A 25,927-nucleotide genomic window follows, 5' to 3' on the forward strand; every position below is an offset into this window, starting at 1 on the left:
TACTCCAGTTGTAGGTTCGGGTTTCATGCGGCGAGGGTGAGTTGTCGCTGGTAGTGGAGCTGTTTCGCGGTGGCTTGGTGGCGGCGTCGCCAGGTCGACCAGCGGAGCCGGTGTTGCCAGTTGAGGTCGGGCGCGGCTGCACTGACTATCAGGTGGCGGATTTCGTTGCAGGTCAACGGGATCATGTCGGACTCGTCCGGGTCGGATTCGCGGGCGCGGGTCGCGGCGAGGAAGGCGTAGGCGAGCATCGCGAGGGTGACCCACCGGTGCCACGAGGTCCAGGTCCGGACTTGGTGCTCATCGAGTCCGGCGAGTTCCTTGGCGCCCTGGAAGGTCTCCTCGATCCTCCAGCGCATCCCGGCGACCGTGACCAGTGTCTGGAGCGGGACTGCTGTGAGGGTCCAGGCCAGGTAGTAGGCGAGTTCGCCGGTGCGCCGGTTCCGGCGGGCCAGCAGATGCGCGTGCCCGCCGCGTTCGGGTACGAGATCGATCCAGGCCCAGTCATAACACCGCAGGCCCTTCGCGCCGTCTCCGGCCGATCGGGGCTGCCAGGCGACTCCTGCCTGTTCGATGGCTTCGGCGGCGGTGGTCTTACCCGCTTCGACAGCGACCGGGGTAGTGCAGGCGACGGCCAGGACATAGGGCAGGCCGCGGGCTTCGAGCCGGGCGCGCAGGTCGGGGTTGACGCCGTAGGCCTCGTCGCCGACAGCGAAGTCGGCGCCGATTCCGGCATCGAGCGCGGCCTCGATCATATCGCCGGCCAGTTCGGGCTTGGTGGCGAAGCCGACCTGTTCGGGCACACCCGCCGCCGCACACCGCCCGGGATCGTCGGTCCAGGACTTCGGCAGGTAGAGGCGGACATCGACCGGCGCGTGCCCGGCCGCGGTCGCCAGGGTGAGGTAGACCCCCAACTGGCAGTTCTCGATCCGGCCCGCCGTCCCCGAGTACTGCCGCTGCACCCCAACCGTCCGATCGCCTTTCTTGACATCGCCGGTTTCGTCCACGGCCAGGACCCGCAGGCCCGCTCCGGTGCTCAGCTGCTCGGACGCCCAGGCGCGGATCTCGGACCGGACCTGTGCATCGTCCCAGCTCGCACGGGAGAGGAGGTGCTGGAACCGCCAGGGCCCGGCCTCGCCTGCATGCTCGGCCAGGGTCCAGCAGTTGCGCCGTTCCAGATGCGCCATCATCGCCTGCGTCAGGCGCTTCGCGTTCTGCCTGGTCTCGATCCGCCGGAACGCCGAAGCCAGGCGCGCCCACAGCGCGTCCAGGTCAGACCGCCAGCGGCCCACGTCTACACTCGCCAAAGCGGCCGTCGTGCTCTTCAGTTGCCTCACAACAACAATGATCACGGCGGCCGTCCCGCGCCCAGCGACGGCATCCCCGCAGCTCACAACCTGAACTCTCACTGGAGTACTAATTTGGCTTGGTCCCGCACCTTCGAGAACCTGTAGTACTCGTCACGCGGTTCATTCGGGTCTATCCCTATGTACAGCCACAGGGTTTCATCCTGATAATGCAGCTCAGCCCGGGAGCAGCCGGGCTCAACTGTGCCGTCCTCGATCCCGGACGTCAATTCACCTTGCCTATCAATAACATAGTCACATGAAAGTGCGATTCGCAGATATCCAGAGTCACGGTCGCACTCCCTAACCTGCGACTCCCTTGTTCTGCATCCTTGCCACCAACCGGCCGCTGTGATCGAACTGCCGCTGGGGCCATGGTATTCCCAGACATTACCCGGAATACCTGCCGCGGTAAAAGTTCCATCTGATGCAAAATCGATGGCCGCCACCCCGTTCTCCCATGTTCCGACTATTTGCTCCTTCGTAACCGAGTATGGTGGATCCACGAGTGCCTTCCCTGGTACTCCGAAGCACCCGGACAGTAGGACTACGGGAAACACGAACAGGATCTTAAGCAGGGGCGAAAGCACGTAACGACCACCCGAAGGCTCATAATCTGTTTGTCTGGCCCCGGTCCAGACTGTATCGACGCCGACAGCTCCCATTGGTCCCCCTTTGTGTTCTCCTGAGAGCGCTTCAACAGACCAAGCGTAGGGCGTGGTCAGTCGGCGGTGAGCGACGGTTGAGACCGCCTGGGGCGCATCACAGGGCGGGCACGGCCCTCGCAGGCGCCGCGGCGCTCGAACCGCGGGTGCATTGCTCGATCTCTCAAGGCGCATAAGTCGTCCGGCGCCGCTCCCAGTCCTTTCGCAGCAGCACGCACGCCGCGAACGGCGCATCGTCCCGCTCCCCCTGGACGCCTTCGACCGTGCCGCGGCTCCGGATCTCACCGACGTACCGCATACCGATGCGCTCCATCACGGCCCGTGAACGGACATTGTGGCGAAGCGTGCACGACACAACCGCCTGCACGCCGAGGACGTCGAACGCGAACGCCAGCGCGGCCCGACCAATCTCGGACGCGTAGCCGCGCCCCCAGAACCGTCGCCGCAGCGCCCAACCGATCTCGAGCCAGTTCGCGTGCGCGGTGAACGGGTGCTGGCTGCTGTGAGCTATGCGCACCCACGGCTCCGCCGGGAGGAACTCGTAGAGCTGACCCCAGTCGTCGTCGACCGGCGTGCGCGACAAGCCGCCGCGGCCGACGACCTCGCCGCTCTCCCGGTCGTAGGCGATCCACTTGTGGACGCCGTGGAACCGCCACGAGTCGCCCATGGACCTCGCCCGCCGCTCCGCCTGGGCCAGACCCGGCTTTTCCTCGCCGTACCAGGGCCAAACCGCGTCGTCGTCATGCACCTGCCACAGGTCACGTGTGCGGGCGGGTCCGACCGGTTCCAGCCGCAAGCGCTTGGTCAATCGGGCCGGAGCGGTATGGGTCGGTGACGGTCCTTCCATGCGGCGCAGTGTCCCACGACGGCGACGAAGCCGCACGGATTGCCGCAGCGGCCCTCATTCTGTTCGGCATCTTCGGGATGGCGATCATGGGGGCGAGCAGCCAGGCGTTCTGCCCGAATTTCGGGTTCGGTGCCGACCGCTGCTGGCGCATCCGGAACAGCAACATCGCCCTGGGACGGGGACTCCTCATCGGAGCCGGCGCCTTCCTGCTGCTGCTCCTGATCGTCATCTTTGCCTCCGGTATCGGCAAGCAGGTGCCGAAGACCGACTACCGGCACCGCGACGACGAGATGGTCCGCCGCATCGCCGAGCTCGCGGCACTGCACGACCAGGGAGTCCTCTCCGACGAGGAGTTCGAGAGCGCCAAACGCCGACTGCTCGTGGAGCCCGGATCAGGCTGAGTCCCGCCACGGTGCCGGGTTTCATGGGCGGTGGGTGAGATTTCGGCCGCGGCTTCCGGGTCGGCGTTTCCCGGCGTCACCGGTTAAACTTGAATTTCCATACCATGGAAGCGCCCGCTGCGGCGGATAGCCCCGGCCCTGTGCCGGGGCTTTGTCGTGTGCGGGAACTACCCGGTCGCCTGTTCGGCCAGGAAAGAGCGCAGGAGACCGGTGAACTCCTCGGGCCGTTCCAGCGGCGCGCAGTGGCCGGTGTCGGGCAGATCGACGCGTCGGGCACCGGGGATCCCGGTGTCTTCACGGCTCAACAGGTCGGAAACCGCCTGGATCTCCGGTACATCCTCCAGCCCGTTGACCACCAGGGTCGGTGCCTCGACCTCGCGCAGCCGCTCCTGGGCCGGGACATCAGGGGCCGTCTCCTGCGGCGAGTCCTCCGTCCACATGCGCCGCAGGCGGGCGCGGAACATCGCCACCGCCCGCTCCCAGACACCTGCGGGCAGGTCGTCCTCGGTGCGGGCCGGACCGGCGATCATCCACCGGATGTGGGCCCCAGCGAAGACGTCGAGGTCGTGGTCGAGTTCGGGGACGTCGGCGCCGTCACCTTGCCGGTACACCGCCATCCGCTCGGCCGGGACCGTGCCGTGGACGCGGGACTGGGCCTCCTGGACGAACGTCGGCGGCCACTCGTACCCGACCAGTCCGGCCGAGACCAGGACCATTCCGGCCACCCGATCCGGCGCGGCCAGCGCCGCCTCGACCGCGTGCCCGCCGCCGATCGAGTTCCCGACCAGCACGGCCCGCTCGACCGACAGCGCGTCCATCAGCGCCAGCAGATCCCGGTGGCCGGAGAACGGGCCCTCGCCGGTGTCCGACTCGCCGTGGCCGCGGGCGTCGTAGCGGACCGTCCGGTGGTCGGCCAGTGCCGCGAACTGGTCGTCCCACATCCGGCGGTCGGCGAGTCCGCCGTGGACGAAGACGACGGCTGGGCCGTCGCCGGTCTCTTCGTAGCAGAGTCTGATGTCTTCGACGGTGGCGTGTGGCATGGCGCGACGCTATCCGGAGCGGACTCGGACCGCCATGATGTTCGCCGACGGGTGAACCGCGGCCCCGGGGGGATCAGGGCGGTTCGGGGCGACGCCCGCCGACTGATCCCGCACCACCGCGGCGTGTCCGCCGTCACTGGTCTTCGCGGTTGCATCCGGTACCCGGATACGGGTTTACCTTCATTTCGGACAGTACGACGAATGCGGGGCGCGCAGGCGCGTCACCAGTATGACGGAATGAGGGAAACGATGACGACCACCCGAGGCGAGGCGACGGTTCTCGACCGGCGGCGGCTGGCGGCGGGCGCCGGATGGGGCGCGCTGGCGACCGTGGCGATGAGCGTGGTGATGCTGGCGGCCACGGCGACCGGGATATCGCCGATGCCCAAGCCGATCCCCGCTGCCCTCGTGGCCCACGCGCTGGGAGAACTGCCTCGGCCGGGGATGGTCGCACTGGCGGCCGGAAGCCACCTGGCCTACGGTGCGGTCGCCGGGACGGCGCTGGCCGGGCTGTTCCGGCGGGTCAACCTGTGGACCGGAGCCGCGTACGGGGCGGCTCTGTGGGTCCTGATGGGGCTGGTCTGGCTGCCGGTCCTGGGGTGGGGTCCGTTCGGCACGTCCGTCGCCGCGCCGATCGCGGTGGCGACGCTGGTGCTGCACCTGATCTACGGGATCGTGCTCGGCGGCCTGCTCGGCCGGTCCGCGGCCTCAGGAGGTGCCCGGTGAGGACCGCCGTGGCGAAGGTCGACGAGGATCACCGACCCCCGCGAGCCCGGGGCCCCAAGGCGTTGGCCGGTCTGGCCGGGATCGCCTGCGTGGCATGCTGCCTGCTGCCGGTCCTGATCGCGATCGGAGTGCTCGGCGGCTCCGCGGCCGTCATCGTGGGGTGGCTGCCGGCCCTGGCCGTCGTCCTCGCCGCCCTCGCGGGGGCCCTGTGGTGGTTCCAACGGCGCCGGTCCCGGCACTGCTCCTGCCGCCGGTCCCCCACCGCCGAGGGCTGCACCTGCGCCCGTAGCGTCTAGTCGCCATCGGGGCGCCGGGCGGCGGATTCCGTCGCCCGGCGCCCCGGATCCGTTCGCTCAGCGGTCGGCCCGCCGGTATTGGGCCGGGAGCGGATGCTCGGCTCCGAGGCTGCGGGCGGCCTGGCGGGGCCAGTGCGGATTGCGGAGCAGTTCGCGGCCGAGCGCGACGGCGTCGGCTTCGCCGTTGGCGAGGATCTTCTCGGCCTGCTCGGCCTCGGTGATCATGCCGACCGCGACGGTCGGGAGGCCGGTCTCGCGGCGCACCCTCGCGGCGAAGGGGACCTGGTACCCGGGGCCGGTCGGGATCGCCGCCCCGGTGAGGTTGCCGCCGGAGGAGACGTGCAGCAGGTCGACGCCGCGCGCGGTGAGCTCGGCGGCCAGGCGTACCGTGTCGTCGCCGGTCCAGCCGTCGGGTTCGATCCAGTCGGTGGCCGAGACGCGCACCAGCAGCGGCCGGTCAGGGCCGATGGCTTCTCGGACGGCGTCGACGATTTCGCGCAGGAGGCGGGTCCGGCCCTCGAAGGCGCCGCCGTAGGCGTCGTCGCGCCGGTTCGATACCGGGGAGAGGAATTCGTGCACCAGGTAGCCGTGGGCGGCGTGGACCTCGACGACCTCGTAGCCGGCTTCGACGGCCCGGCGCGCGGCCCGCGCGAAGGCGTCCACGGCGCCTCGGATCTCGTCGGCGCTCATTTCGTGCGGGGTGCGGTGGCGCTCGTCGAAGGCGATGGTGCTGGGGCCGACCGGCTCCCAGCCGCCTTCGTCGTCGGCGAGCGGTCTGCCGCCGTGGAATTCGACGTCGGTGGCGGCCTTGCGGCCGGCGTGGGCGAGCTGGATGCCGGGGACCACGCCCTGGGAGCGCATGAAGTCGGTCAGGCGCCGGTGGCCGGCGACCTGCTCGTCGTTCCAGATGCCGAGGTCGGCCGGGCTGATGCGGCCTTCGGGGACGACCCCGGTGGCCTCCACCAGGATCAGGCCGGGTCCGCCGACGGCTCGGGAGCCGTAGTGCTGGACGTGCCAGTCGTTCGGGGCGCCGGTCCGCGGCCCCTCGGTGGCGGCGCTGTACTGGCACATCGGCGCCATCCATACCCGGTTGGGGATGACGGTGCCGCGCAGAGCGAGCGGGGTGAACAGGTTGCTGTCCATGGTTGACTCCCTATGTCGTCGGGACCGGGTTCACGGTGCCCTCGCCGAGCCGGTCGGGAGGCCGGCCGACGTCGGTCGATCGGTCACGCACGACAATACTTGCAGACGCGGGTTAATGCAAACGACGATTATCGTCGTGGAACTTATATCGCCGTGCGATAGGATTATCGTCGGTAGCCGCGAGGGGAGGAGTGCCGTGACCGCGACCATGCCGACCGCGCTGGCGCAGCATTGGTGCGCACTGTCGGTCCTGCACGAGCGCATCGCCGGTCGCATCGAGCGCCGGCTGCAGGACGAGCACGGGCTGAGCGCACGCGAGTTCTCCCTGCTCACCGTCCTGAACCGCCAGAGCGACGGACGGCACCTCCAGATGCGGCAGGTGGCCGACGCCGTGGCGCTGAGCCAGAGCGCCACCACGCGGTTGGTGGGGCGCCTGGAAGACCGCGGCCTGCTGGAGCGCACCATCTGCGAATCGGACCGGCGCGGCATCTATACCGACGTCACCGAGTCCGGCGCGGCCCTGCTCGAAGCTGCAGGCCCCACCCACGACCGTGCCCTTCAGGAGGCCCTCGACGAGGCCGAGGACGACGGCGAGTTCGCCCCGCTGGTCGAGGCACTCCGGAACATCGCCTGACGCGCGGGAAGCCCGCCGCGCCGATCGACCCCGGTCCGCCCTGCCGAATCGCCGGAAGTGCGAGACCTGCCGCGGCGACGGGGGCGTGGCGGTCCATCGGCTCTCGCGCCCGAGCCCTGCGGTGCAGAAGATCCGATCCCCAGTCCGCTGTTCGGCAGTCGAGCCCGACTGCCGCGAACCAGACCAGGCCGGCGGGAACGCCGATCCGACCGGCTTCCGCAAGAATTGCCAGCTCAACCTGGTCGTGCACGTCCCGCAGGGGTTCACGTACGCGATCGCCAGCGCCGACTACCGCGGCTTCGGACACCTTGAGGAAGGCGCCGGCGGCGTTCAGAAGGCCAGCTACTACTTCACCGGCCACTCCGCCACCTCCAGCATCACCCACGAGCTGGAGGCCCCCACAGCGACAACTGGCAGTTCACCGATGAGGTCGAAGCGCCCCAACTCGTCTTTGAGCCTTGCGGCGAGGAGCGCAACTTCAACATCAACACCGAGGTGCGGGTGTCGGCGGGCGACAACCCCGCCAAGAAGAGCTTCATGACGATGGACTCCACTGACGGCGGCATCAGCACCGAGTACCACTTCGCCTGGAAGCGCTGCCCCCACCACTAGTTGGAGACGGGGCCGCGCCGTGAGGCCGCGGCCCCGCGTCCGCGGCCCGGTGTGCCGTGCGGCCGGGCCGCGGACGCTCCCGTCGGGCCCCTCGGCGTGCTCCGGTAGTCTCGAGGCACGGAACCGCAAGCGCTTACCATCAGGTCCGGCGGCCACCAAGCCGACTGGCCGACGAGGAAGGTGTCCACCCATGAACCGACCGGACGCGGAACCCGCCGTGCAACCGCTAGTGGTCAACGACAACGGCGCCTGGTGCTGGTTCCAGGACGAGCGGGCGCTGGTCGACCCGCTGACCCAGCAGCTCGTGGTCGGATCGATCGCGGCCCCCGAGGGCCCGGGCGGCGAATCGCGCGCGGGCAACGTCGAGCTCACCGTGGTCGACCTGCCGTCGGGGACGAGCCGGGTGGTCGTGCTGCACGAGCGCCTCGAGGCCGACGACCACGACGTGCCGGCGCTGTGGCGGCGCCCGGACGGGCGGTGGCTGGCCGTCTACACCAAGCACAGGACCGACGACCTGACCCGCTGGAGGATCAGCGAGCCCGGCGATCCGACGCGGTGGGGTCCGGAGCGGACGTTCGACTGGAGCGACCTGACCGGGGGCCATGGGGTCACCTACTCCAACCTCCACGTCATGAGCGGCCGGCTGTACTGCTTCGCGCGGGCGGTCAACGACGACCAGTGCGCGATCGTCTCCGACGACAACGGCGACACCTGGGCGTACGCGGGCAAACTGTTCACGCGGCCCAAGGTCGGCTACGTCAACGGCTACACCCGCTACGTCTCCGGCGGCGGCCGGATCGATCTGGTCACCACCGACCACCACCCGCGGGACTACGACAACTCCATCTACCACGGATACCTGGAGGGCGGCGCGCTGCGGCGCAGCGACGGCGGCGTGGTCGACGGGGCCGCGCTGGACGGCGAGGCGCCCTCGCAGGTGGAGCTCACGACGGTGTTCGCGGCGAACTCGGAGTGGGATGGGGAGTGGATGTCGCACTGCTGGACCACCGACATCCGGCGCTCGGGCGACGGCACCCTCGCCGCGGTCCTGACCGCCAGGGCCGCCGACCGCCCCGACGGTTCGGAGCGGTTCGAGCGGGGGCGGCCGTCGCCGGACCTCCGCTTCTTCTACGCTCGCCGCTCCCCCGGCGGCGACTGGGAGGTCCATCGACTGGCCAAGGCCGGTCCGGGCCTGCTGCCGCACGAGGAGGACTACACCGGTCTGGTCGCGGTCGACCCGTACGACCTGGACTCGGTGTACGTCTCCACGCCGGTGGACCCGCGCGACGGGTCGTCCCTGCCGCACTACGAGATCTTCCGCGGGCGCACCCCGGACGGCGGGGCGACGTGGCGGTGGACCGCGGTCACCGAAGGGTCGGCCGTCGACAACCTGCGGCCGATCGTGGCGCCGGGCGACCGCGGCCGGGTCCCGCTGCTCTGGTTCCGCGGAACGATGACCGCGTCCCAGCATTTCCGCTGCGAGATCGTCCTGCGCGACCTGCCGCGCGACTGACCGGCGCCGGTTCGGGTGGGCGCGGCGCGAGGCTCGGGCCGCCTCTAGCATCGACGGCATGATTCCGACGATCAAGCTCAACGACGAAACGGCGATCCCGCAACTCGGGTTCGGCACGTTCCTGGTCCCGCCCGAGGAGACCGCGCAGACCGTGGCGCAGGCGCTCGAGGTCGGCTACCGGCACATCGACACCGCGCAGGGGTACGCCAACGAGGCCGGCGTCGGCGAGGCGGTCCGCGCCTCCGGGATCCCGCGGGAGGACCTCTACATCACCAGCAAGCTCACCAACAGCATGCACGAGCCCGAGGACGTGGTCCGCTCGTTCGACCGGACACTCGAGGAGCTGGGCCTGGACTATCTGGACCTGTTCCTCATCCACTGGCCGCTGCCGACCCGGTACGAGGGCGACTTCGTCTCGACCTGGAACGCGATCATCGAGCTGCTCGGCGACGGGCGCCTGCGCACCGCGGGCGTGTCGAACTTCGAGCCGGCCCACATCGAGCGGATCGTCGCCGAGACCGGCACGGTGCCGGCGGTCAACCAGGTCGAGATCCACCCGTACTTCCGCAACGAGGCGGTGCGCGAGGAGTGCGCCTCGCACGACATCGCCGTCGAGGCGTGGGGGCCGCTCGGCCAGGCCAAGTCCGGGGTCCTGGAGGACCCGGCGGTCGTCGAGGTCGCCCGCGCGCACGGCAAGACGCCGGCCCAGGCCGTCCTGCGCTGGCACCTGCAGCGCGGCGACATCGTCTTCCCCAAGTCGATGCGCCGGGAACGCATGGAGGAGAACTTCGACCTGTTCGACTTCGAGCTCACCGCCGCCGAGGCCGCCTCGATCGACGCGCTCGACCGCGGCGAGCAGGGCCGCATGGGGCCGGACCCGAACACCTTCGACCGCGTATAGATCAGCCGGGGCGGGCCGTCCCCAGACGGCTCCGGAGGGCCCGCTCCGCCTCCGGCCACTCACTGTCGAGCATGGAGTAGAAAACCGCGTCGCGGCGGCGGCCCGACGGCATGTAGTTGTAGGAGCGGAAGACGCCTTCCTCCCGGGCGCCGATCGACTCCAGGGCCCTGCGGGCCGGGACGTTGAGCACGTCGGTCTTGAATTCGACGCGCCTGCAGGCCAGGACCTCGAAGGCGTGCTTGAGCAGGAGGTACTTCGCCGCGCGGTTGAGCCCGAGGCCCTGGTGGGCGCGCGAGAGCCAGGTCCACCCGATCTCCAAGCGGTCGTTGGCCTCGTCCAGGCCGCCGTAGGCGGTGCTGCCGGCGAACTCGCCGGTGCGGACGTCGACCACGGCGAACGAGTAGCGGGTCCCGGCCCGCCGGTCGGCGAGCATGGCGTCGAAGAACGCCGCGAAGCCCGCTTCGGAGGCGGGCCACGCGGCGAAGTGGGTCCAGATGGCCTCGTCGCGGGCCAGCTCACGGAGCGGATCGCGGTGCGACTCCGCTATCGGATGCAGCTCGGCCGAATACCCGGCGAGCAGCGTCGGGGCGGTCTCGCTCCATGGACGCCGCATGCTCCGCCCCCCGGTGATCGACTGGAATTGCGATCAGGTTACATCACAGGACTCCTATCGGCCCCGGACGCGGCCGGGACGATCCTCGCCGAGGCCAGGTCGCACCGGTTGCCCGGTTCGACCAGTTCCACTACCTCCGGCCAGCGCTCGAGCGGGTCCAGGCCGAGCGCTCGGTGGAGGCGGTCCGACAGGCGCGGCACCAGCGCGGCGGTGCCCGTCGCCAGGAGGCGCGCCGCGGCCAGTTCCAGGGCGACGGCGGTGCGGGCCTCGGAGGACCAGGTGTCGAGTTCGGACAGCAGTTCCTGGGTCCGCGAGAACTCGCGGGCGTCGTCGACCAGGTCGCACAGCTCGGCGGCGGCTCGGCGCGGCGAGAATCTGTCGGGGCTCAGTGCGGCCGTGATCGCCTCCAAGCGGCGGTTCAGATCGGCGTAGAAGGCGGTGTGTTCGTCGGTCCAGGTCCCGGCGTCGGGGATGGCGCCGTAGCGGTCCTCGACGCGGCGGCCCAGGTCGGTCAACCAGGTCTCCCACCGGCCGATGAGGACCGATTCGGTGAAGGTCTCGTACTCGGACCGCACGAAGTTGGTGCGCTCGCCTTCGGGGCGGGTCAGGCACAGGTAGAAGCGGACCGAGTCCACCGTCTCGGGCGTGAGGATCTCCCTGCCCCAGATGGCGTGGCGCCGGCTGGTGGAGAACTTCTCGCCGTCGAGCAGGTAGAACTCATTGAGGTGGTAGTCGATGTCGGGGTGCCAGTCGGGGAAGGCCGTCCGGTACATCATCGGCCACAGGACGGTGCTGTAGACGGCGTGGTCGAAGCCGAGGAACATCACCATCTTCCAGTCCCGCTCCGGCCGGTCTGCGCGCCACGGCCGACCGAGGCGCTCGCCGATGCGGCCGATCGAGTAGAGGAAGCCGAACGCGGTCTCCGGCCAGGACCAGACGGTCTGGCCGGGCAGGGCCGAGTCGGCGGGCTCGACGCCCCACGTCGAAGGGTGGGTGAGGGCTATGTCGAGGTTCTTGCGGGCGAGGAAGCGCGCGGTCACCTCTCTGGCGCGGGCGGGGACGCGGCCCTTGCGATGGTGGTCGACGATCTCGTCGGCCAGCTCGTGGACGTCGATCGAGTAGCGTTCGACCTCGTCGGGCACGGGCGGGGCGCCCCCGAGCTTCGAGACGGGGTCGACCAGATCGGCCACGAGGTTCGGCACGCCGCACTCCTCGCAGCCGTTGCCTCCGGTGAGCTCTCCGCAGGCCGGGCACTTCCCGGCGACTTTGGCCTCGTAGAGGTACTCGCCGCTGCCGCCGTCGCGCAGTGCCAGGGTGGCGGACGGCCGCACCCTGCCCGAGGCGGTCAAGCGGGCGAAGCAGCCCCGGAGCGACTCCCGGTAGCCCTCGGCCTCGGAGGTCCTGGTGAACTGGTCGGGCACGATGTCCATGGCCCGCAGGGTCTGCTGTATCTCGGTGGCGTAGCGGGAGGCGACTTCGGACGGTTCGATCCCTTCCCGGCGGGCGCGGGCGGTCACGTAGCACTGGTAGTCGTCGGAGCCGGACACGTGCCACGCCTCGTTCCCGAGCAGCCTTTGGAAGCGGACGTAGACGTCGGCGCCGAGGTAGGGCCCGGAGAGGTGGCCCAGGTGCAGGTCGCCGTTGGGGGTGACCGTCGGGCTGCACACGAACTGCGGGCGGCCGACGGGGCTGGGGCGCGTGGTCGACCGGGCCGAGGCCTCGGCTCGGCGCGGTCCGCGCCAGTACTGGGTGAACAGGATGAGGTCCTCGTCGCCGGTGTTGGTGACGGTGTGGGATTCGAACGGCTCGAACAGCGCCACGGTTCCCGGCCGCACCGGGTGGGCCCGGCCGTCCACGCACAGCTCCCCTCGTCCGGAGACGAACAGGAAGAACTCGGTCTCGTCGTGCTGGTGCCAGGTCGAGGTGGTCCCCGGTGCCACCCGCCCCCAGCCGGCGCCGACGCCGAGGCCTTGGACTTCGGCGACGTCGATCCCGAAGGCCTCGCCGTAGGTGTTCTGGTCGAAGTAGTCGAGGATCATGAGGCTCCCTTGTCGCGCTTGGAGATGAGGTCTTGGACCGCGTCTGCGACGGCCGGCGCCAGGCGGTATCCGGAGCCGTTCGCGGCCCCGGCGTAGAAGACGCCGTCGGCGACGGCCCTGATCACGGGTTCGCGGTGGGGCGAGTAGGTGTCGCAGAAGACCCGGCCGGAGACGCAGGCGTCGGCCAGGTCGGGGAAGTAGCGGCGCAGCACGGCCCTGCCCTGTTGGAGGGCCTCGTCGTCGAGTGCGCCGAGGGGCCGGTCGGGGTCGACGTCCCACTCGTCGCAGGTGTAGCTGAACAGCAGGTGCCCGCGTTCGAAGTAGGGGACTATGAACGCGTCGTCGTCCTGGAGGATCGTCAGCGGCCGGCCCCGCCGAGGCTCGTGCTCGATGTGGAGGGCGACGATCTTCTTGACCCTGACCCCCAGCGGCGCCAGCAGGTCGGCCCAGGCCGGATGCCTGATCCACGGCCCGGGGGCCAGGACGACGGAGGCGGCCGTGAGGGTCCTGCCCTGGCCGAGGTCGACCGCGGTGGCCCCGTCCAGCGGGCGGAGTCCGACCACTTCGCTGCCCTCCCAGACGGAGGCGCGGTCGCGGACGGCGCGGACGAGGCGCCCGGCGACGTCCTCCACGTCGGCGTAGTGGCTGCCCTCGGCCTCCCAGACGGCGGTGCCGTCCGGTGGCCGGAATCCGGGCGCGTCGAGGGCCGACCGGTCGGTCCGGCGGATCGCGGCCTGCTGGAAGTACTGCTCGGCGATGCGGTCCTTGGAGTTCTCATCGGCGACGACGACGGTGGGGAGCTCCCGGATCGGCAGGTGGTGCCTGCTCGACCACTCCCGCCAGCGCATGTGGCTGAGCAGGGACATCTCGCGGACGCGGGGGGTGCCGCCCCGGAGCACGTGGACGCCTGCGGACCGGGCGGAGGCCCCGTGGCCGACCAGGCCGCGTTCGATGAGCGCGACACGCAGGCCGGGGCGGGATTGGAGCAGTTGGAAGGCGGTAGCGGCGCCGATAACGCCGCCACCGACGATGGCGACGTCTACCCGTTCCACGGCGCCTCGCTCTCGGTCTTGGCCGACCACTGGATGAAGGACGGCAGCGGGGATCTGCCGCAGTCGCCCCGCAGGCGGTTGACGATGCGCTGGGCGCGCCAGGCGTTCAGGCTCAGGTTCACGTCGGGCAGGCCGCGTTGGGCGCGCGCGGCGTTCTGGAGGAAGATCCGCCGGTCCGCCGGGCCGTCCCAGACCGCCGCGAAGTCGTCGTCCACTTTGAGTTCGCCGCCCTCGCTCTGCATGCGCGGCAGGAGCGGCTCCAGGAAGTCCTTGGGCGCCGGTCGGAAGCCGGTGGCCCAGACGGCGGCGTCGACGACCATGCTCTGGGAGTCCGCCTCGTCGTTGTGGGACACGACCAGCTCCCAGCGTCCGGACGGGAGCCGCTGGAGGTCCTCGACGGTCCGGTTCGGGTACAGGCCGAACGGGTGGTCGCCGTCGTCGATGAAGCGGAGGTGGTATAGCTGCTGGTAGATCGACCGGAGCGTGTCCTCGGAGATGCCGTCCGAGGTGAGGATGTGGGAGGCGATGATCTCGGAGCGGATGTCTCGGGGCAGCCGGTGGAAGTAGTCGGAGTACTCCGGCATGAACAGGTCGTTGGTGAACGCGGAGTCGTCGATCGGGAAGAAGTTGCGGCGTTTGGCGATCCAGATGACGCTGGACGGGCGTTCGACGGCGGGCCTGCTGACGAGGTCGAGGAAGGCCTCGGCCCCCGACTGGCCCCCGCCGACGACGGCGACGGTCTTGCCGGCGAGGCCGGCGGCGTGGCGCAGGTGGCGGCTGACGTGAAAGTGGTCGGCGCCGAGGTGCGGGGCGACGAAGTCGGGAAGCCATGGGAGCGTTCCTACTCCGATGACGATGTTGTCGGCGGTCACTTCGCGTGCGTCGGTGCGGATTCGGAAGACGCCGTCGAAGTCGACCTCCCGGACGCCCTCGCCGAAGACCACGTTCTCGTTGGTCTCGGCGGCCCAGGACAGATAGTTGCGGAACTCCCCCCTCGGCACGGCGGCGAACTGGGCATTGAGGAAGTGGTACATCCGCCCCTGCTGGTTGAGGTAGGCCGTGAAGCTGAACGGGCTGGTGGGGTCGGTCATGCTCACCAGGTCTTTGAACACCGACACTTGGAGCGTCGCCCCCGATATGAGCTGGTCGTCGTGCCAGGAGAATCGCTCCTTGCGGTCGACGAAGAGGTTCGGGAGGCCACCGTCCTCGTAGAGCAGGGCCGCCACGCTGAGATTGGCGGGGCCGGCGCCGATGCCGACGACGGAGTAGTGACCCCCGGGCGGAGGCGCGCGGTGGGGTCTGCGCATGCTGTTTCCTTTCGGTGACGGCGGGCGGTGGGTCCGGTTGCAGGTGGCGGCGGCTCAGGCGGGCAGGGCGACCGGCACTCCCCAGGAGCCGAGGCGGGTGATCCAGCGCTCTGCGGTGGCCGCGTCCTCGGTGGCGCGGTGGAGGCCCGGCGCGGTGACTCCTTCTACAAGGTCGGTGAGGGCGCAGACCAGGGGCAGGGAGACGCAGCGCGCCATGGCGGTGTCGGCGTCGTCGCCGGTCAGGTCGAGTGTGGCGCGGGCGTCGAGGTCCCGTTCGTCCGCTCCGAGAGCGAGGTCGACGGCCATGACGACTCGGTCGCGGTCATCGGGGGTGGTCGGGTATCTCGCCTGGAGCTCCTCGGCCAGGTCGACCAACCGCCGCTCGTCTCCGGAGGCGACGACCTCGAACACCTCGGCCCAGGCCTCGGACCAGCCTTCGGGGCGCAGGGTGCCGCGCACGAAGGTGCCGACCGCGCCGCGGTCCAGCCCGTACTGGGCGATGAAGGGGCGGGAGTCCCGGTTGGGGTAGGCCTCGAAGCACTCCCCGTTGAGGCGGTAGGGCTCGACCGCCTCCCAGGGGCGGGCGACGGTCACGTCGTCCCCGTCGCGGACGTACGTCGCCGGCTGGCCCAGCGCCCGCAGCACCCCCACAGGGGCCCAGGAGAACCGGTATTTGAACTCGCCGGGCTCGGCCGGGACGCCGCCGCAATGGGAGCGCAGGGTCGCGCGCTCGGGCTCGGCGCCGAGACGGTCGCGCAGGCGTCCGACCAGGATCGCCGTGAGCAGGTGGTCGATCCCCGGGTCGAGCCCGGTCTCGGTGACCACGGCGAGCCCGCGGGAGGCGGCCGCCGGGGCGAGCGCGGCGACCTCGGCGGAGGTGTAACTGGTGCAGGCGAAGTGCGCTCCGGCGGCCATGGCGACGCGCAGAAGGTCGGCGTGCATGGCCGGGGCCAGCATGGACACGACGACGTCGCCGGGCCCGACGCGTTCGGCCAGCCCCTCGTCGAGGCCCCGGATCCGGACGGGCGCGGTGACGCCGAGCTCGGCGAGGCGGCGCTCGGCGCGAGCGCGGGTGCGGCCCCAGACCACCAGGTCCGCCTCCTGGTGGAGGCGTTCGATTCCGGCTCTCGCGGTAGAGAGCCCGGTTCCGAGCCAATGGACGGTCCCGCTCGGGGCGGCCAGGGGTGCGTCAAGCATGGGTGGTCTCCGATTCGGCGAGGGCGTCGCGGAAGGCGCCGCGGCTGCGGGCCCAGGATTCGTTTCGGGGGAAGTCGAGCAGGTACGGCAGGAGCTGCCGCGAGAAGTCCGAACTGGACTCTCGGGGCAGCAGCGAGGGAAGATTGTCGATGGCGATGACGGCGACTCCGGAGTCGGTGTCCGCGACCGGCGCGGCCCACGAGGTGCGGTCCCGGTAGAACGGCAGCAGGTGGTACGGCGTGCCGACATCGCAGGTGACGTCGGCGACGAGCGACAGGCGCCCGCCCGGGTCCAGGTGCCGCCGGGACAGGAAGGGCTCGGTCGGGCGGTCGGTGAGGACGGCGTTGATCAGGAGGTCGTGGTCGGTCAGCGCCTCGCGGTCGAGATCGCGGGTCTCCTCGACGTCCCAGCCGGTGGCCTCGACGCCGGCCGCGGCCAGGGCCTCCCGGGCGCCGCGGCCGCATCGTCCGGCCGAACCGGTGACGAGCACGCGAACCGGCCGGCGGCACCGGCGCAGCGAGGCGACCAGCGCGGACCGCTCCGTCGGCTCCAGCGGTGCCTCCAGTCGGCCGTTCCAGTGCAGCATCGCCAGTGCGGCGCCGGTGAATCCGGCCCAGTATCCGAAGGCGGCGACCCGCCGTCCGGCGGCGTCGGTCAGGGATTCCAGGTCGAGCAGTTCGCCGCCCCCGGCGGCGAAGCGGCCGAGCAGGTCACCGGCGCCCGGCTGACCCTTGTAGCAGTGCCCGAAGTAGGCGTGGCGTCCGCTCACCGGGCGATCGGTTCCGGGCAGCGCCTTGAGGCCGAGGACGAGCGCGTCGGCGGGTGCGGCGGGCCAGTGTCCGCGGCCCTCGAGGCGGCAGCCGGCGCGGCGGTATTCCTCGTCGGGGAAGCAGCGGGTATCGGATCGTTCGATGTGGACGGGGATGCCGTCGGCGATGAGCCTCCGGGCGTCCTGCGGGGTCAGCGGGGTCCTGGTTTCGTCGGGGTGGTGTTCGTGCCTGAGCCAGATGCGGTTCAAACGGGTTCGCCCCTCTCTTCAGTTGCCGAGCGGGGGCCGTCACTGAGCGGAGTCAGGAGGCATACGCATGTTCAGCTCAGTATGACCCAAACGAGCACAGTCATGACAATATGATATATATCACATATCTAAGGCGTTCCGGAATAATGTAGCCTGTTACGGGCGCCTCCGGGATCGGTGCCAGCGCTCAGTGTAAGCGTTCCGTCGCACACGCACAGTACACACACCCCGCCACCGCGGCCTTCTTCTTCACCCTTCGATCCAGAAAGCTGACCCATGGCCACAGTCGACGACGTACGCGCCGAGAGGATCCCGGGCCGGATGCGACTCGCCGTGGCCGGCGACTACCTGCTCTCCCATCTCGGGTTCTTCACCGTCTCGCCGGTCTTGGCGGCCGTCCTCACCGCGAGCCCGGCTCCGAACGCCGAGCTCTACGTCGGCATCGCCCTGTTCTGCTTCGCCTTCGCCATGCGGGGCGCCTCGCTGTTCCTGGTCTCGGCTCTCCGGCACCTGCGGTACCGGACCGCCATGGCCGCCGGCCTCGGCGTGGCCGCGGTCGCGTTCCTCCTGCTGGGACTGGTGACCGAGCCGCTACCGGCGATCCCGCTGCTGCTGGCGGCGGGGTGCGGCATCAACATGAACGGTCTGATGGCGCGGGTCTACATCACCGACAGTCTCCGGGCCAAATCGAACCGGCACCGGATGTTCACGCTGATCCAGATCACCGTGAACGTCTCGGCCGCCGTCGGGCCGTTCATCGGGAACCTGCTGCTCGAAGTGGAGCCGCTGTACCTGTTCGGCGTCATCAGCGTCTGCTACGGATTCGCCGCGCTCGTCACGTTCGGGCTCGTCCCCGGGAGCCTCCGCCCCGACGCCGCCGCCATCCGGTCACCGCTGCGGTGGACGACCATCCGATCGATCGCCATGCACCCCAGGGTCAGGCTGACGGTCGGCATGGCGATCCTCGGCGGTTTCCTGTACGCCCAGCTCTTCTCCGGCATCTCCTTGCACGTGATCGACACGGTCGACAATTCGGCGCTGCGGGCCACCGTGTTCGCCGCCAACGCGGTCCTGGTGGTCGCGGTGCAGATACCGGTGACGGCGCTCGTGGCCCGATGGCTGGACCGCGAGGTGAACCCGGTGTCGGTGATGGCCATCGGCATCGGGCTGTTCTGCGCGGCGTTCGCCGTCATGGGGCTCGCGGGCGCCTGGTTCGCCGGATTGATCGCCATGATCGTGGTCTTCTCGGTCGGCGAGACCTTCTTCACGCCCACGATGGACACGGCGTTCACCGCGTTCGACAACGAGCTGTCCTCGATGGAGCTGGTGAATCTGCGCCTGATCTCCAACACCATCGGCGAATCGACCGGGTCCTTCATCGGCGTCAGCGTCTTCCTCGCGGCCGTGGGCAGCGGCCTGGGGAGCCTGTACTGGTACGGCCTCGGCGCGATCGGGGCCGCCCTCGCGCTGATCCTGACAGCGCGGTCCAGATCGGCCGCCGCCGCGAGTAGAGAGGCGATGTGATGCGAGCACTCATGGTGGGCTACAACGAGGGGGCCCTGGCCGCCCTCGACGCGCATCCCGACGAGTTCGAGGTGTGGGTCCTGGAGGAGCCGGACCTGTGGCGCAACAAGGGCCTGCAGAAAAAGGCCGACGCGCACCCGGTCCTCGCCGAGACCGTGTTCGCCCCCTACCAGCAGAGCACCGGTTACCGCGAAGCCCTCGCCGGGCTGCCGCGGTTCGACGCCGTCGCCGCCGGCCTGGAGTACGCCGTCCCGGCCGCCGCCGACCTGGCCGAGCGGCTGGACCTGCCGGGCGCCGGCTCGCAGGCCGCGTCCATTTTGCGCAACAAGCTGCGGCTGCGCGAGGCGACCGCCGCCGCCGGCATGCGCTGCCCCGAGTTCCGCGAGGTCGCCTCCGCGGCGGAGGTCAGCGCCTTCCACTCCGCCGGTCCGTGCGTGGTGAAACCGGCCGAGCGCCAAGCGAGCCTCGGAGTGACGCTCCTGGGACCGGGCGACGATCCCGAGCGGGCTTGGGAGGCCGCCCTCGGGGCCGACGAGGGAGTCCAGCTCGCCGAACGCGACATGCGCTGGCAGTACATGGCCGAGCGGCGCCTGGAAGGGCCCGAGTACTCCACCGAGGTCCTCGTCTTCGAGGGCGAGACCCGGTTCCTCAACGTGACCCGCAAGGAGTGCTTCCCCGGCAGCCGCCCGGTGGAGGCGGGCCACCTGCTGCCGGTCGATTCCGGTTCGGACCGCTGGGAGCGGGCGGTCGCCGATCTCGTCGCCGCCGTGGGCTTCTCCAGCGGAATCCTTCACGCCGAGTGGATCGACACCGATCCGGGTCCGACCCTCGTCGAGGTCGCCGGTCGCCCGCCCGGCGACTTCATCGTGGACCTGATCGACCGCGCCTGGGGGGTGGACCTGCACCGCCTCTGGCTCCGGATGCTGGCGGGCGAGGACATCGCAGCGCCGCGTTCACCCCGAGGAGGAGCCGCGATCCGGTTCCTCCGCTCCGAGCCCGGCACCATCGCCGCCGTCGAAGGGGCCGAAACCGTCGCCGAACGCGACGAGGTCTGGAAGGCCGACGTCACCAAGAAGCCGGGCGACCGCGTCGCCGACGTCCAGTCGTCCTGGGACCGCGTCGGGTGCGTCGCGACCGTCGGCGCCGACGCCGAGACCGCCCGCGCCCTCGCCGTCGAGGCCGCATCGCACATCACCGTCACCGTGGAAGGTGCTCAACAGTGAAACCCGCCGTCCTGTTCCTCAACACGCGCCGGACCGAGCTCGAGTACGCGCCGGCCTTCGAGGCCGCCCGCGAGCTCGGCTACGATCCGGTCCTGATCTGCGACGCCGATCCGGGACCGGCCAAACTCCGGTACGCGGCCGAGGTCCACGTCGTCGACACCTACGACGCGGACAAGACCGTGGACCTGGCCCGCGACATCGCCCGGCACCGCACCGTCGCCGGAGTCACCACCTGGTCGGACCGGGACGTGGTCACCGTGGCCCTCATCGCAGAGGCCCTCGGGCTCCCCGGCACGCCGGTAGAGGCGGCCCGCGCGGTCCGAAACAAGGCCCTCATGCGCCGCCGCCTCGCGCACCGCCCCGAGCTGATCCCACCGTTCCGCGTGGTGCGCGGCCGCGAGGACCTCGCGGAGGCGGTCGCCGCGATCGGGTTCCCCGCCGTGCTCAAGCCGACCGTCGGCTCCGGTTCCAAGGGCATCTACCTGCTCCACGACGAGACCGCTGCCGAACGCGCCTGGGAGGCGCTCGACGCCTACACCACCGCCGGCGGTGACCGGGTCTTCGAGTCCGCGCCCGGCGAACTGGTCTACGAGCGCATGCTCCAGGGCACCGAGCACAGCGTCGAGGGATTCGTCTCCGACGGCCGGATCGTCACCGCCGGCATCACCGACAAGGAAACGACTCCGGACTTCCGCCTCGAGGCCGCCCACGTCTTCCCCACCGCGCTCCCCGAGGAGTCGGCCGCAGTCGTGCACCGGTTCGCCGAGGCCGTGGTCGCCGAGTACGGCCTGGACAACTGCGCGTTCCACCTCGAATGCATCCTCGAGGACGACGGCGAGCCGCGCCTGGTCGAAGTCGCCGGACGCATCGGCGGGGACTACATCACCTCGCACCTGGTCCCGCTCGCTACCGGACGCTCCTACTACGCCGACGCCGTCCGAGTCGCGACCGGTGAGCCGCTGACCGGCGCGGATTACACCGCCGACCACATCGCCACGGTCCGCAAGGCCATGGCCGACCGCGCCGGGACCTTCCGCGGCATCGCGAACTGGGAGGAGACCGCCGCCGACGACCGACTGGTGGCCTGCTGCCTCGAGCACGCCGACGGCGACGCCGTCCGACTGCCGCCCGACGACTTCATGAGCTGCGTCGTCGCGACCCTCATAGCCCGCCGGCCGCTCGGCGACCGGGAGCAGGCCGTCCACGATGTCGCAGCGATCGCCGCCGACCTCGAAGTGGAGATCGAACGGCCATGAGCGAACACCGGACCATCGTCGTCCTCGGCTGCACCTCGATCTACCCGCACGGCGCGCATCAGCTCAGATGCGTCCGAGAGCAGGCCGAGCGCCGCGGTATCCGGCTGGTGGGGGCCGACACCGCCGCGCATCTGGAGCAGTTCGACGACGCGCTGGACGGCCTCGAGACGATCGCGGTCGACTTCTCCGACCACCGGGGGCTGGCCGAACGCGCGGCCTCGGCGGGCGCGGACGCCGTACTGACCTACAAGGAGGCCTACGTCGTCCTCGCGGCCAAGGTCGCGAAGGCGCTGGGGCTCAAGGGCAATACGCCGGAGGCCGTCGAGCGCCTCCGGCACAAGGACCGGTTCCGGTTGCACCTGGCCGCGCATGGATTCGACCAGCCCCGCCTCGCGCTTGCCGACTCCGCCGAAGCCGCCCTCGACATCGTCGACTTCGCCGAATCCGAGACCTGGATCGTCAAGCCCCGCAGCGAGTCCGGCAGCGTCGGCGTCGCCGCCGTCCGCGACGCCGACCAGCTTCGCCGCGCCTGCTCGGGCCTGGAGCCGCCGTTCATCGTCGAGCACTTCGTCTCCGGCGACGAGTACTCGGTGGAGGGGATCTTCCTCAACGGGCGACCGGTGCCCCTGGGGATCACCGAGAAGCGGGTGAACCACCGGTTCGTCGAGACGGGACACCGCATCGACGCCGACACGCTCGACACGCCCTTCGGCAAGCGGGCGAGCCGGACCGTCGCCGACGCCATGGTCGCCAGCGGCCTGAGACACGGGGCCTTCCACGTCGAACTGTGGAAGCTCGGCGGACAGATCATCCTGGGCGAGGCCCACATCCGGCCCGGCGGCGACTTCATCCACCTGCTGCTGCAGGCCAGCCGCCCCGGCCTCGAGCTCTACGGGCTGCTCATGGACGACCTGCTCGGCCGCCCCACCGACCCCGAGTCGATTCCACCGGCCACCCGCGCCGCCGGCATCGACTACCTCGACCTGCCCGTCGGCCGCGTGACCGCCGTCGGCGACTGGCGCTCCGAGGCCCGCCACCCGGGTCTCCTGGACACCTGCCTCGACCTGTCCCCCGGCGACACCGTCGAGGAGTTGACCGACTCCACCCAGCGCCGCGGGCACGTCGCCGTGGCCGCCGACACCCGCACCGCGCTCGACGACGATCTGCCGCGCCTGGCGCGGCTTATCACCGAGACCGTGCGTACCGCCTTAACGCTTCCGCCCGATCCCGGCGGTTGCCACGTCCCCCCACCGAGCGGCACCGCCGTCGCTCGGTCGCCCCTTCGGCACAAGGAGGCCCCGTGTCACGTCCCTCGCTGAGCGACAGGAAGACCCGCATCGAACTGCGAACCAGGGACCCCAGGTGGAAGGCGCCGCCGCGGTTCATCGCGGCCAATGAGTGCATCCACTGCAATTCCTGCGTCCGGGCCTGCCCGGAGTCCTTCGATGCCATCGCCAACGTCTCCCACGACGTCGTGATCGTCCCCGAGCTCTGCTCGGGCTGCCCCAAATGCGTCGACGCCTGCCCGGTCGACTGCATCTACCCGGCCGCCGACTGGGAGCCGACCGTGCAGGACCGCGTCTGGAAGGAGGTTGCACGTGACGACGAGGACTGATGGTGCGCGCAACCGGCGCGCCACCCGGAGCCGGCGCCCCTCCCGCGAAGGAGCGGTCGCCGGCTACTCCGATCCGCCCCCGGCGGAGGACCCGACGCCGCTGCGGCTCATGCGGGACCGCATGTCCGGACTGGCGGCCGAGGCCGGAGTCGCCGCGGTGCTGCCGAGACTGATCAGCATGGACGGCAGGATCGATCCCGGATCGGCACCGCTCCAGCTCACCAGGGCCGAGCGACGCGCCCTGCCGCTCCTGACCGGCGACGACGGCGAGGCGGGCAGGACCGTCTTCAAAGGCGCCGTGGGTTACACCGCCTGCGGCAAGCCCTTCCTGGACACCCCGAGCGGACCGCCGGCGGCCTCGACGGTCGCCGTCCTCGAACCGGTCGGGCTCCTGGCGTGGTCCGACGCGCGGGTCGAGGCGTTCCTTGGATCCGATGCGGCGGCGGAGGACGAGGCGGAACTCGATCGCGCGAGGGCGTATTTGGGAGCACTCCATACTCGTGGCGGCCTCGGCGACGCCGTCACCGCGATCCGCAGGACCCTGCCGCACGTCGCACCGATCACGACCCACTGCGGCCAGTTCACCATCACCAACCTCCACTCTCCGCGCACGCTCACCGGGCAGTCCCAGGTCACCGCCAACCCCGACTGCGTCCTGCACGGTCTGGAGCGCGCACCACTGTCCGAGTGGCCCGACCGCTCCGTGCTGTTCACCGCACTCGCCTGGCGGCTCATGCGCCAGTGGGGGCCGAACGGGCTCGAGTACCTCAACGGGATGCAGCTCGGCCACGACCTGCTCACCACCGAGACGCCGTCGACCGAGATCGGCACAGGCGCCACGTTCCGGTTCCGGCGCATCGACGGCGTGCTCCGCCGAAAGCGGATCGAATCGGTGAGCCACGGGGAGGTCGCCTCCCCCGAGCTCGAACGCCTACTGCCGGAGGACCCGGAGCGCCCTGCCGGCACCGCCGCCGGACGCGTCGAGGCGTTCGAGCTGCTCGTGGACGGCCTGCTGCGTTTCATCCGCCGCGCCACCGACGCCGAACTGGCCATGAGCCGCGGCTTCCGCGACCTTCCCCTCCTGGCCGAGGTCGCCGAGACCGGCGACCGGCGGGGCCTGGTCGACTCCCACATGGACGACCAGTACTGCTGCGTCGAGGCCGAGCCCCCGCCCGGCGATCCGGACTCGGCCGACCGGCTGTGGGCGATCTCGTCGCGGATGCGCTACAACTCCTGGCACTTCCGACCCTGGGGCGGGACCGAAGGGGAGCGCCCCGAACTGGAGACCTACTACCCGCCGGCCCTCCCGGACATCACCACCCACGCCGACTTCCACCACCCCGGCCACATCAACTACCGGGTCAAGCACGCGATCCGCGCGCCGCAGGCGGTCGCGGTCGGCCCCACCGAGTTCACCGGCCTACTGGACGTGCGGCTGTCGCGCTCCCAGGACAGGCCGTTCACCCTGAACGACCTGGTGCTGGCGGTAGAGGTGTCGCGGCGCATCGCCGAGGCGTACCGGGGACTCCTGCTCGCCGAGCTCGACGGGCGGGGCCCGCACCGGCTTCTCGGATTCGACCTCGACTGGTACCGCTGCCGCTATCTGCCGCAAGGCACGACCGCCGCCGAAACTTCGGAACCGGGACCTCCGTCGAGCCCATGAGGAGCCGCCTCCCGCCTGGGGCCGCGCGGGACCGCGCTCGTCACCGCCGCACCGCCCCGGTCAGGAAGCGTCGGCGACCAGACGGGCCAGTTCTACCCGGGACCGGACGCCGAGGACGGCGAAGATGTTCCGCAGGTGGTGGTCTACGGTGCGCACGCTGATGGAGAGCCGCTGCGCCACCTCGCGGTTGGTGGCGCCGGTCGCCACGTGGCGCGCGATGCGCCGCTGGTGCGGGGTGAGCGCGTCCAGGGGACCGTCCTCGCCTGGGGCGGCGCTCGGGCGCGGTCCCGGTTCGCCGGTGGCCCGCAGCTCGGCGCGGGCCTGGTCGGCGCAGGCGCGCGCCCCGCAGCGTTCGAACGCGTGCAGGGCCTCGCGCAGGACGGTGCGGGCCTCGCGGGGGCGCCGCCGTCGTCGCAGCCACTTGCCGTAGAGCAGTTGCGTGCGGGCGCGCTCGTAGTCGCCGGTCTCGTCCGTGTGCCGGTCGAGGGCGTCCAGGTACAGGCCGTCGGCGGATTCGGGGGCACCGGAGCCCGCGATCAGGGCCCGGCAGCGGGCGAGCTGGGCGGTCGCGGCCCGGTCGAGTCCGAAGCCCGCCCATTCCTGGAAGGCGTCGGCGACCGGCCGCGCCTCCTCGGGCCGCCCGGCCAGTACCGCCGCTTCGATGTAGCAGGGCATGAGCAGCGGCTGCACCGCGAAGTGGCCGCCGTCGGGCCGGGCGAGCCCGCCGAGTCTGGCGGCGGCCGCCTCCGGACGGCCGCGACCGAGGTCGGCTCGGGCCAGCGCCCATTCGGCGAGGGTCCGGGTCTGCGCCAGACCGTGGCGGCGGGCGGTGGTCAGCGCCAGCGCGGCCTGGACGGACACCTCGTCGGCGTCGCCTTCGACCGAGGCGGTGAGCGCCAGGACCGCCCGGTGGTGGGCGGCGGTGTTCGACCGTCCGGATCGCAGCGCGGTGCGCAGTCCCTCCCCGGCGTGGGTGCGGGCTCGGGCGTGCCGTCCGGCCCGCATTTCGGCGTAGGCGAGGTATTCGAGGATCTGGGCCGCCAGGCCGTCGCGGCCTTGGGCGCGGGCGGCGGCGAGGGCGGCTGTGCCTTCGCGGCAGGCGGTCTCGACTTCGCCGAGCAGGAGCGCCGCGGCCGAGGCTCGGTGGAGCGAGTCGGGGGAGCCTTCGCCGGTCCCGTGCGCGAGGACGCGACGCAGCGGCCCGGCCGCGTCCTCGGGGCGCTGCTCGAGCAGGGCGCGGAGGCCGAGCAGGTGGTCGCGGCGGGGGTCGCGGTCGCCGGGGCGGTCGGTCGCGAGGGA

General features: G+C 71.0%; 23 protein-coding genes and 2 pseudogenes. 13 read left to right on the forward strand and 12 right to left on the reverse strand.

The features are described from left to right. Nucleotides 1-23: 23 nt before the first annotated feature. The 3 genes from CUT39_RS00865 to CUT39_RS00870 form a co-directional block, all read right to left on the reverse strand. Nucleotides 24-1,289: an IS701 family transposase gene (locus CUT39_RS00865; protein WP_456298044.1), complete on the reverse strand. Its 1,266-nt coding sequence runs from the start codon at nt 1,287-1,289 to the stop codon at nt 24-26. Nucleotides 1,290-1,402: 113 nt separating this feature from the next. Then, complete coding sequence (locus CUT39_RS20085) at nt 1,403-2,008, reverse strand: hypothetical protein (protein ID WP_157930414.1); 606 nt, start codon at nt 2,006-2,008, stop codon at nt 1,403-1,405. 163 nt (nt 2,009-2,171) lie between these two features. Next, the gene (locus CUT39_RS00870; RefSeq protein WP_100444069.1) at nt 2,172-2,855 is read right to left on the reverse strand and encodes a GNAT family N-acetyltransferase; all 684 of its coding nucleotides are present in this window, start codon (nt 2,853-2,855) and stop codon (nt 2,172-2,174) included. A gap of 8 nt (nt 2,856-2,863) precedes the next feature. Here CUT39_RS00870 and CUT39_RS00875 point away from each other — a divergent pair, with 8 nt between their 5' ends. Next, nucleotides 2,864-3,256, forward strand: a complete 393-nt coding sequence (locus CUT39_RS00875; protein ID WP_198586771.1) for an SHOCT domain-containing protein — start codon at nt 2,864-2,866, stop codon at nt 3,254-3,256. Nucleotides 3,257-3,423: 167 nt separating this feature from the next. Here CUT39_RS00875 and CUT39_RS00880 read toward each other — a convergent pair whose 3' ends face one another. Next, nucleotides 3,424-4,296 (reverse strand): alpha/beta fold hydrolase, encoded by an 873-nt coding sequence (locus CUT39_RS00880; RefSeq protein ID WP_100444070.1) that lies wholly within the window; start codon nt 4,294-4,296, stop codon nt 3,424-3,426. Nucleotides 4,297-4,545: 249 nt separating this feature from the next. On the opposite strand from CUT39_RS00880, the gene CUT39_RS00885 reads away from it, so the two are divergent. Continuing rightward, the gene (locus CUT39_RS00885; RefSeq protein WP_198586772.1) at nt 4,546-5,022 is read left to right on the forward strand and encodes a DUF6789 family protein; all 477 of its coding nucleotides are present in this window, start codon (nt 4,546-4,548) and stop codon (nt 5,020-5,022) included. Further along, nucleotides 5,019-5,318: a hypothetical protein gene (locus tag CUT39_RS00890; protein WP_100444071.1), complete on the forward strand. Its 300-nt coding sequence runs from the start codon at nt 5,019-5,021 to the stop codon at nt 5,316-5,318. The genes CUT39_RS00885 and CUT39_RS00890 overlap by 4 nt, the downstream gene beginning before the upstream one ends. Nucleotides 5,319-5,375: 57 nt before the next feature. Here the strand turns inward: CUT39_RS00890 and CUT39_RS00895 are convergent, their stop codons facing one another. Further along, nucleotides 5,376-6,461: an NADH:flavin oxidoreductase/NADH oxidase gene (locus tag CUT39_RS00895; protein ID WP_100444072.1), complete on the reverse strand. Its 1,086-nt coding sequence runs from the start codon at nt 6,459-6,461 to the stop codon at nt 5,376-5,378. 196 nt (nt 6,462-6,657) lie between these two features. On the opposite strand from CUT39_RS00895, the gene CUT39_RS00900 reads away from it, so the two are divergent. The 4 genes and pseudogenes from CUT39_RS00900 (at nt 6,658) to CUT39_RS00915 (ending at nt 10,121) form a co-directional block, all read left to right on the forward strand. After that, nucleotides 6,658-7,095: a MarR family winged helix-turn-helix transcriptional regulator gene (locus CUT39_RS00900; protein ID WP_100444073.1), complete on the forward strand. Its 438-nt coding sequence runs from the start codon at nt 6,658-6,660 to the stop codon at nt 7,093-7,095. A 184-nt stretch (nt 7,096-7,279) separates the two neighbouring features. After that, nucleotides 7,280-7,707, forward strand: a pseudogene (locus tag CUT39_RS20950) (DUF4360 domain-containing protein); the annotation flags it as partial. Nucleotides 7,708-7,897: 190 nt separating this feature from the next. Continuing rightward, entirely contained in the window at nt 7,898-9,220 is a 1,323-nt protein-coding gene (locus CUT39_RS00910; RefSeq protein WP_100444074.1) for a BNR-4 repeat-containing protein, read from the forward strand. A gap of 58 nt (nt 9,221-9,278) precedes the next feature. Further along, complete coding sequence (locus tag CUT39_RS00915; RefSeq protein WP_100444075.1) at nt 9,279-10,121, forward strand: aldo/keto reductase; 843 nt, start codon at nt 9,279-9,281, stop codon at nt 10,119-10,121. A 1-nt stretch (nt 10,122) separates the two neighbouring features. On the opposite strand, the gene CUT39_RS00920 is transcribed toward CUT39_RS00915, so the two are convergent. From CUT39_RS00920 to CUT39_RS00945, 6 genes are read right to left on the reverse strand one after another with little or no spacing between them, the layout of a single operon-like run. Further along, entirely contained in the window at nt 10,123-10,734 is a 612-nt protein-coding gene (locus CUT39_RS00920) for a GNAT family N-acetyltransferase (protein ID WP_100444076.1), read from the reverse strand. Nucleotides 10,735-10,772: 38 nt separating this feature from the next. Then, entirely contained in the window at nt 10,773-12,773 is a 2,001-nt protein-coding gene (locus CUT39_RS00925) for a class I tRNA ligase family protein (protein ID WP_100444077.1), read from the reverse strand. Further along, entirely contained in the window at nt 12,770-13,825 is a 1,056-nt protein-coding gene (locus CUT39_RS00930) for an NAD(P)/FAD-dependent oxidoreductase (protein WP_157930415.1), read from the reverse strand. Before CUT39_RS00930 ends, CUT39_RS00925 begins: the two co-directional genes overlap by 4 nt. Next, complete coding sequence (locus CUT39_RS00935) at nt 13,813-15,132, reverse strand: lysine N(6)-hydroxylase/L-ornithine N(5)-oxygenase family protein (RefSeq protein WP_100444078.1); 1,320 nt, start codon at nt 15,130-15,132, stop codon at nt 13,813-13,815. Before CUT39_RS00935 ends, CUT39_RS00930 begins: the two co-directional genes overlap by 13 nt. 54 nt (nt 15,133-15,186) lie before the next feature. Continuing rightward, nucleotides 15,187-16,329 (reverse strand): saccharopine dehydrogenase C-terminal domain-containing protein, encoded by a 1,143-nt coding sequence (locus CUT39_RS00940; protein WP_100444079.1) that lies wholly within the window; start codon nt 16,327-16,329, stop codon nt 15,187-15,189. Next, nucleotides 16,322-17,347 (reverse strand): Rossmann-fold NAD(P)-binding domain-containing protein, encoded by a 1,026-nt coding sequence (locus tag CUT39_RS00945; RefSeq protein WP_100444080.1) that lies wholly within the window; start codon nt 17,345-17,347, stop codon nt 16,322-16,324. The genes CUT39_RS00940 and CUT39_RS00945 overlap by 8 nt, the downstream gene beginning before the upstream one ends. 276 nt (nt 17,348-17,623) lie before the next feature. Here CUT39_RS00945 and CUT39_RS00950 point away from each other — a divergent pair, with 276 nt between their 5' ends. Genes CUT39_RS00950 through CUT39_RS00975 form a run of 6 tightly spaced genes read left to right on the forward strand, consistent with a single transcriptional unit; the run spans nt 17,624 to nt 24,628 of the window. After that, the gene (locus CUT39_RS00950; RefSeq protein WP_100444081.1) at nt 17,624-18,871 is read left to right on the forward strand and encodes an MFS transporter; all 1,248 of its coding nucleotides are present in this window, start codon (nt 17,624-17,626) and stop codon (nt 18,869-18,871) included. Beyond that, nucleotides 18,871-20,094 carry an ATP-grasp domain-containing protein gene (locus CUT39_RS00955; protein ID WP_100444082.1) on the forward strand — a complete coding sequence of 408 codons (1,224 nt, stop codon included), beginning with the start codon at nt 18,871-18,873 and terminating at the stop codon, nt 20,092-20,094. The genes CUT39_RS00950 and CUT39_RS00955 overlap by 1 nt, the downstream gene beginning before the upstream one ends. Further along, nucleotides 20,091-21,350: an ATP-grasp domain-containing protein gene (locus CUT39_RS00960; protein ID WP_100444083.1), complete on the forward strand. Its 1,260-nt coding sequence runs from the start codon at nt 20,091-20,093 to the stop codon at nt 21,348-21,350. Before CUT39_RS00955 ends, CUT39_RS00960 begins: the two co-directional genes overlap by 4 nt. Next, on the forward strand, nt 21,347-22,669 hold the full coding sequence (locus CUT39_RS00965; protein WP_100444084.1) for an ATP-grasp domain-containing protein: 1,323 nt from the start codon (nt 21,347-21,349) through the stop codon (nt 22,667-22,669). The genes CUT39_RS00960 and CUT39_RS00965 overlap by 4 nt, the downstream gene beginning before the upstream one ends. Then, nucleotides 22,651-22,965, forward strand: a complete 315-nt coding sequence (locus CUT39_RS00970; protein ID WP_100444085.1) for a 4Fe-4S dicluster-binding protein — start codon at nt 22,651-22,653, stop codon at nt 22,963-22,965. Before CUT39_RS00965 ends, CUT39_RS00970 begins: the two co-directional genes overlap by 19 nt. Next, nucleotides 22,949-24,628 (forward strand): hypothetical protein, encoded by a 1,680-nt coding sequence (locus CUT39_RS00975; protein ID WP_100444086.1) that lies wholly within the window; start codon nt 22,949-22,951, stop codon nt 24,626-24,628. The genes CUT39_RS00970 and CUT39_RS00975 overlap by 17 nt, the downstream gene beginning before the upstream one ends. A gap of 60 nt (nt 24,629-24,688) precedes the next feature. Here the strand turns inward: CUT39_RS00975 and CUT39_RS00980 are convergent. Then, nucleotides 24,689-25,654, reverse strand: a pseudogene (locus CUT39_RS00980) (response regulator transcription factor); the annotation flags it as partial. Nucleotides 25,655-25,927: the final 273 nt, after the last annotated feature.

Origin of the sequence: Glycomyces xiaoerkulensis (assembly GCF_002798405.1) — a bacterium.
Classification (GTDB): domain Bacteria; phylum Actinomycetota; class Actinomycetes; order Mycobacteriales; family Micromonosporaceae; genus Glycomyces; species Glycomyces xiaoerkulensis.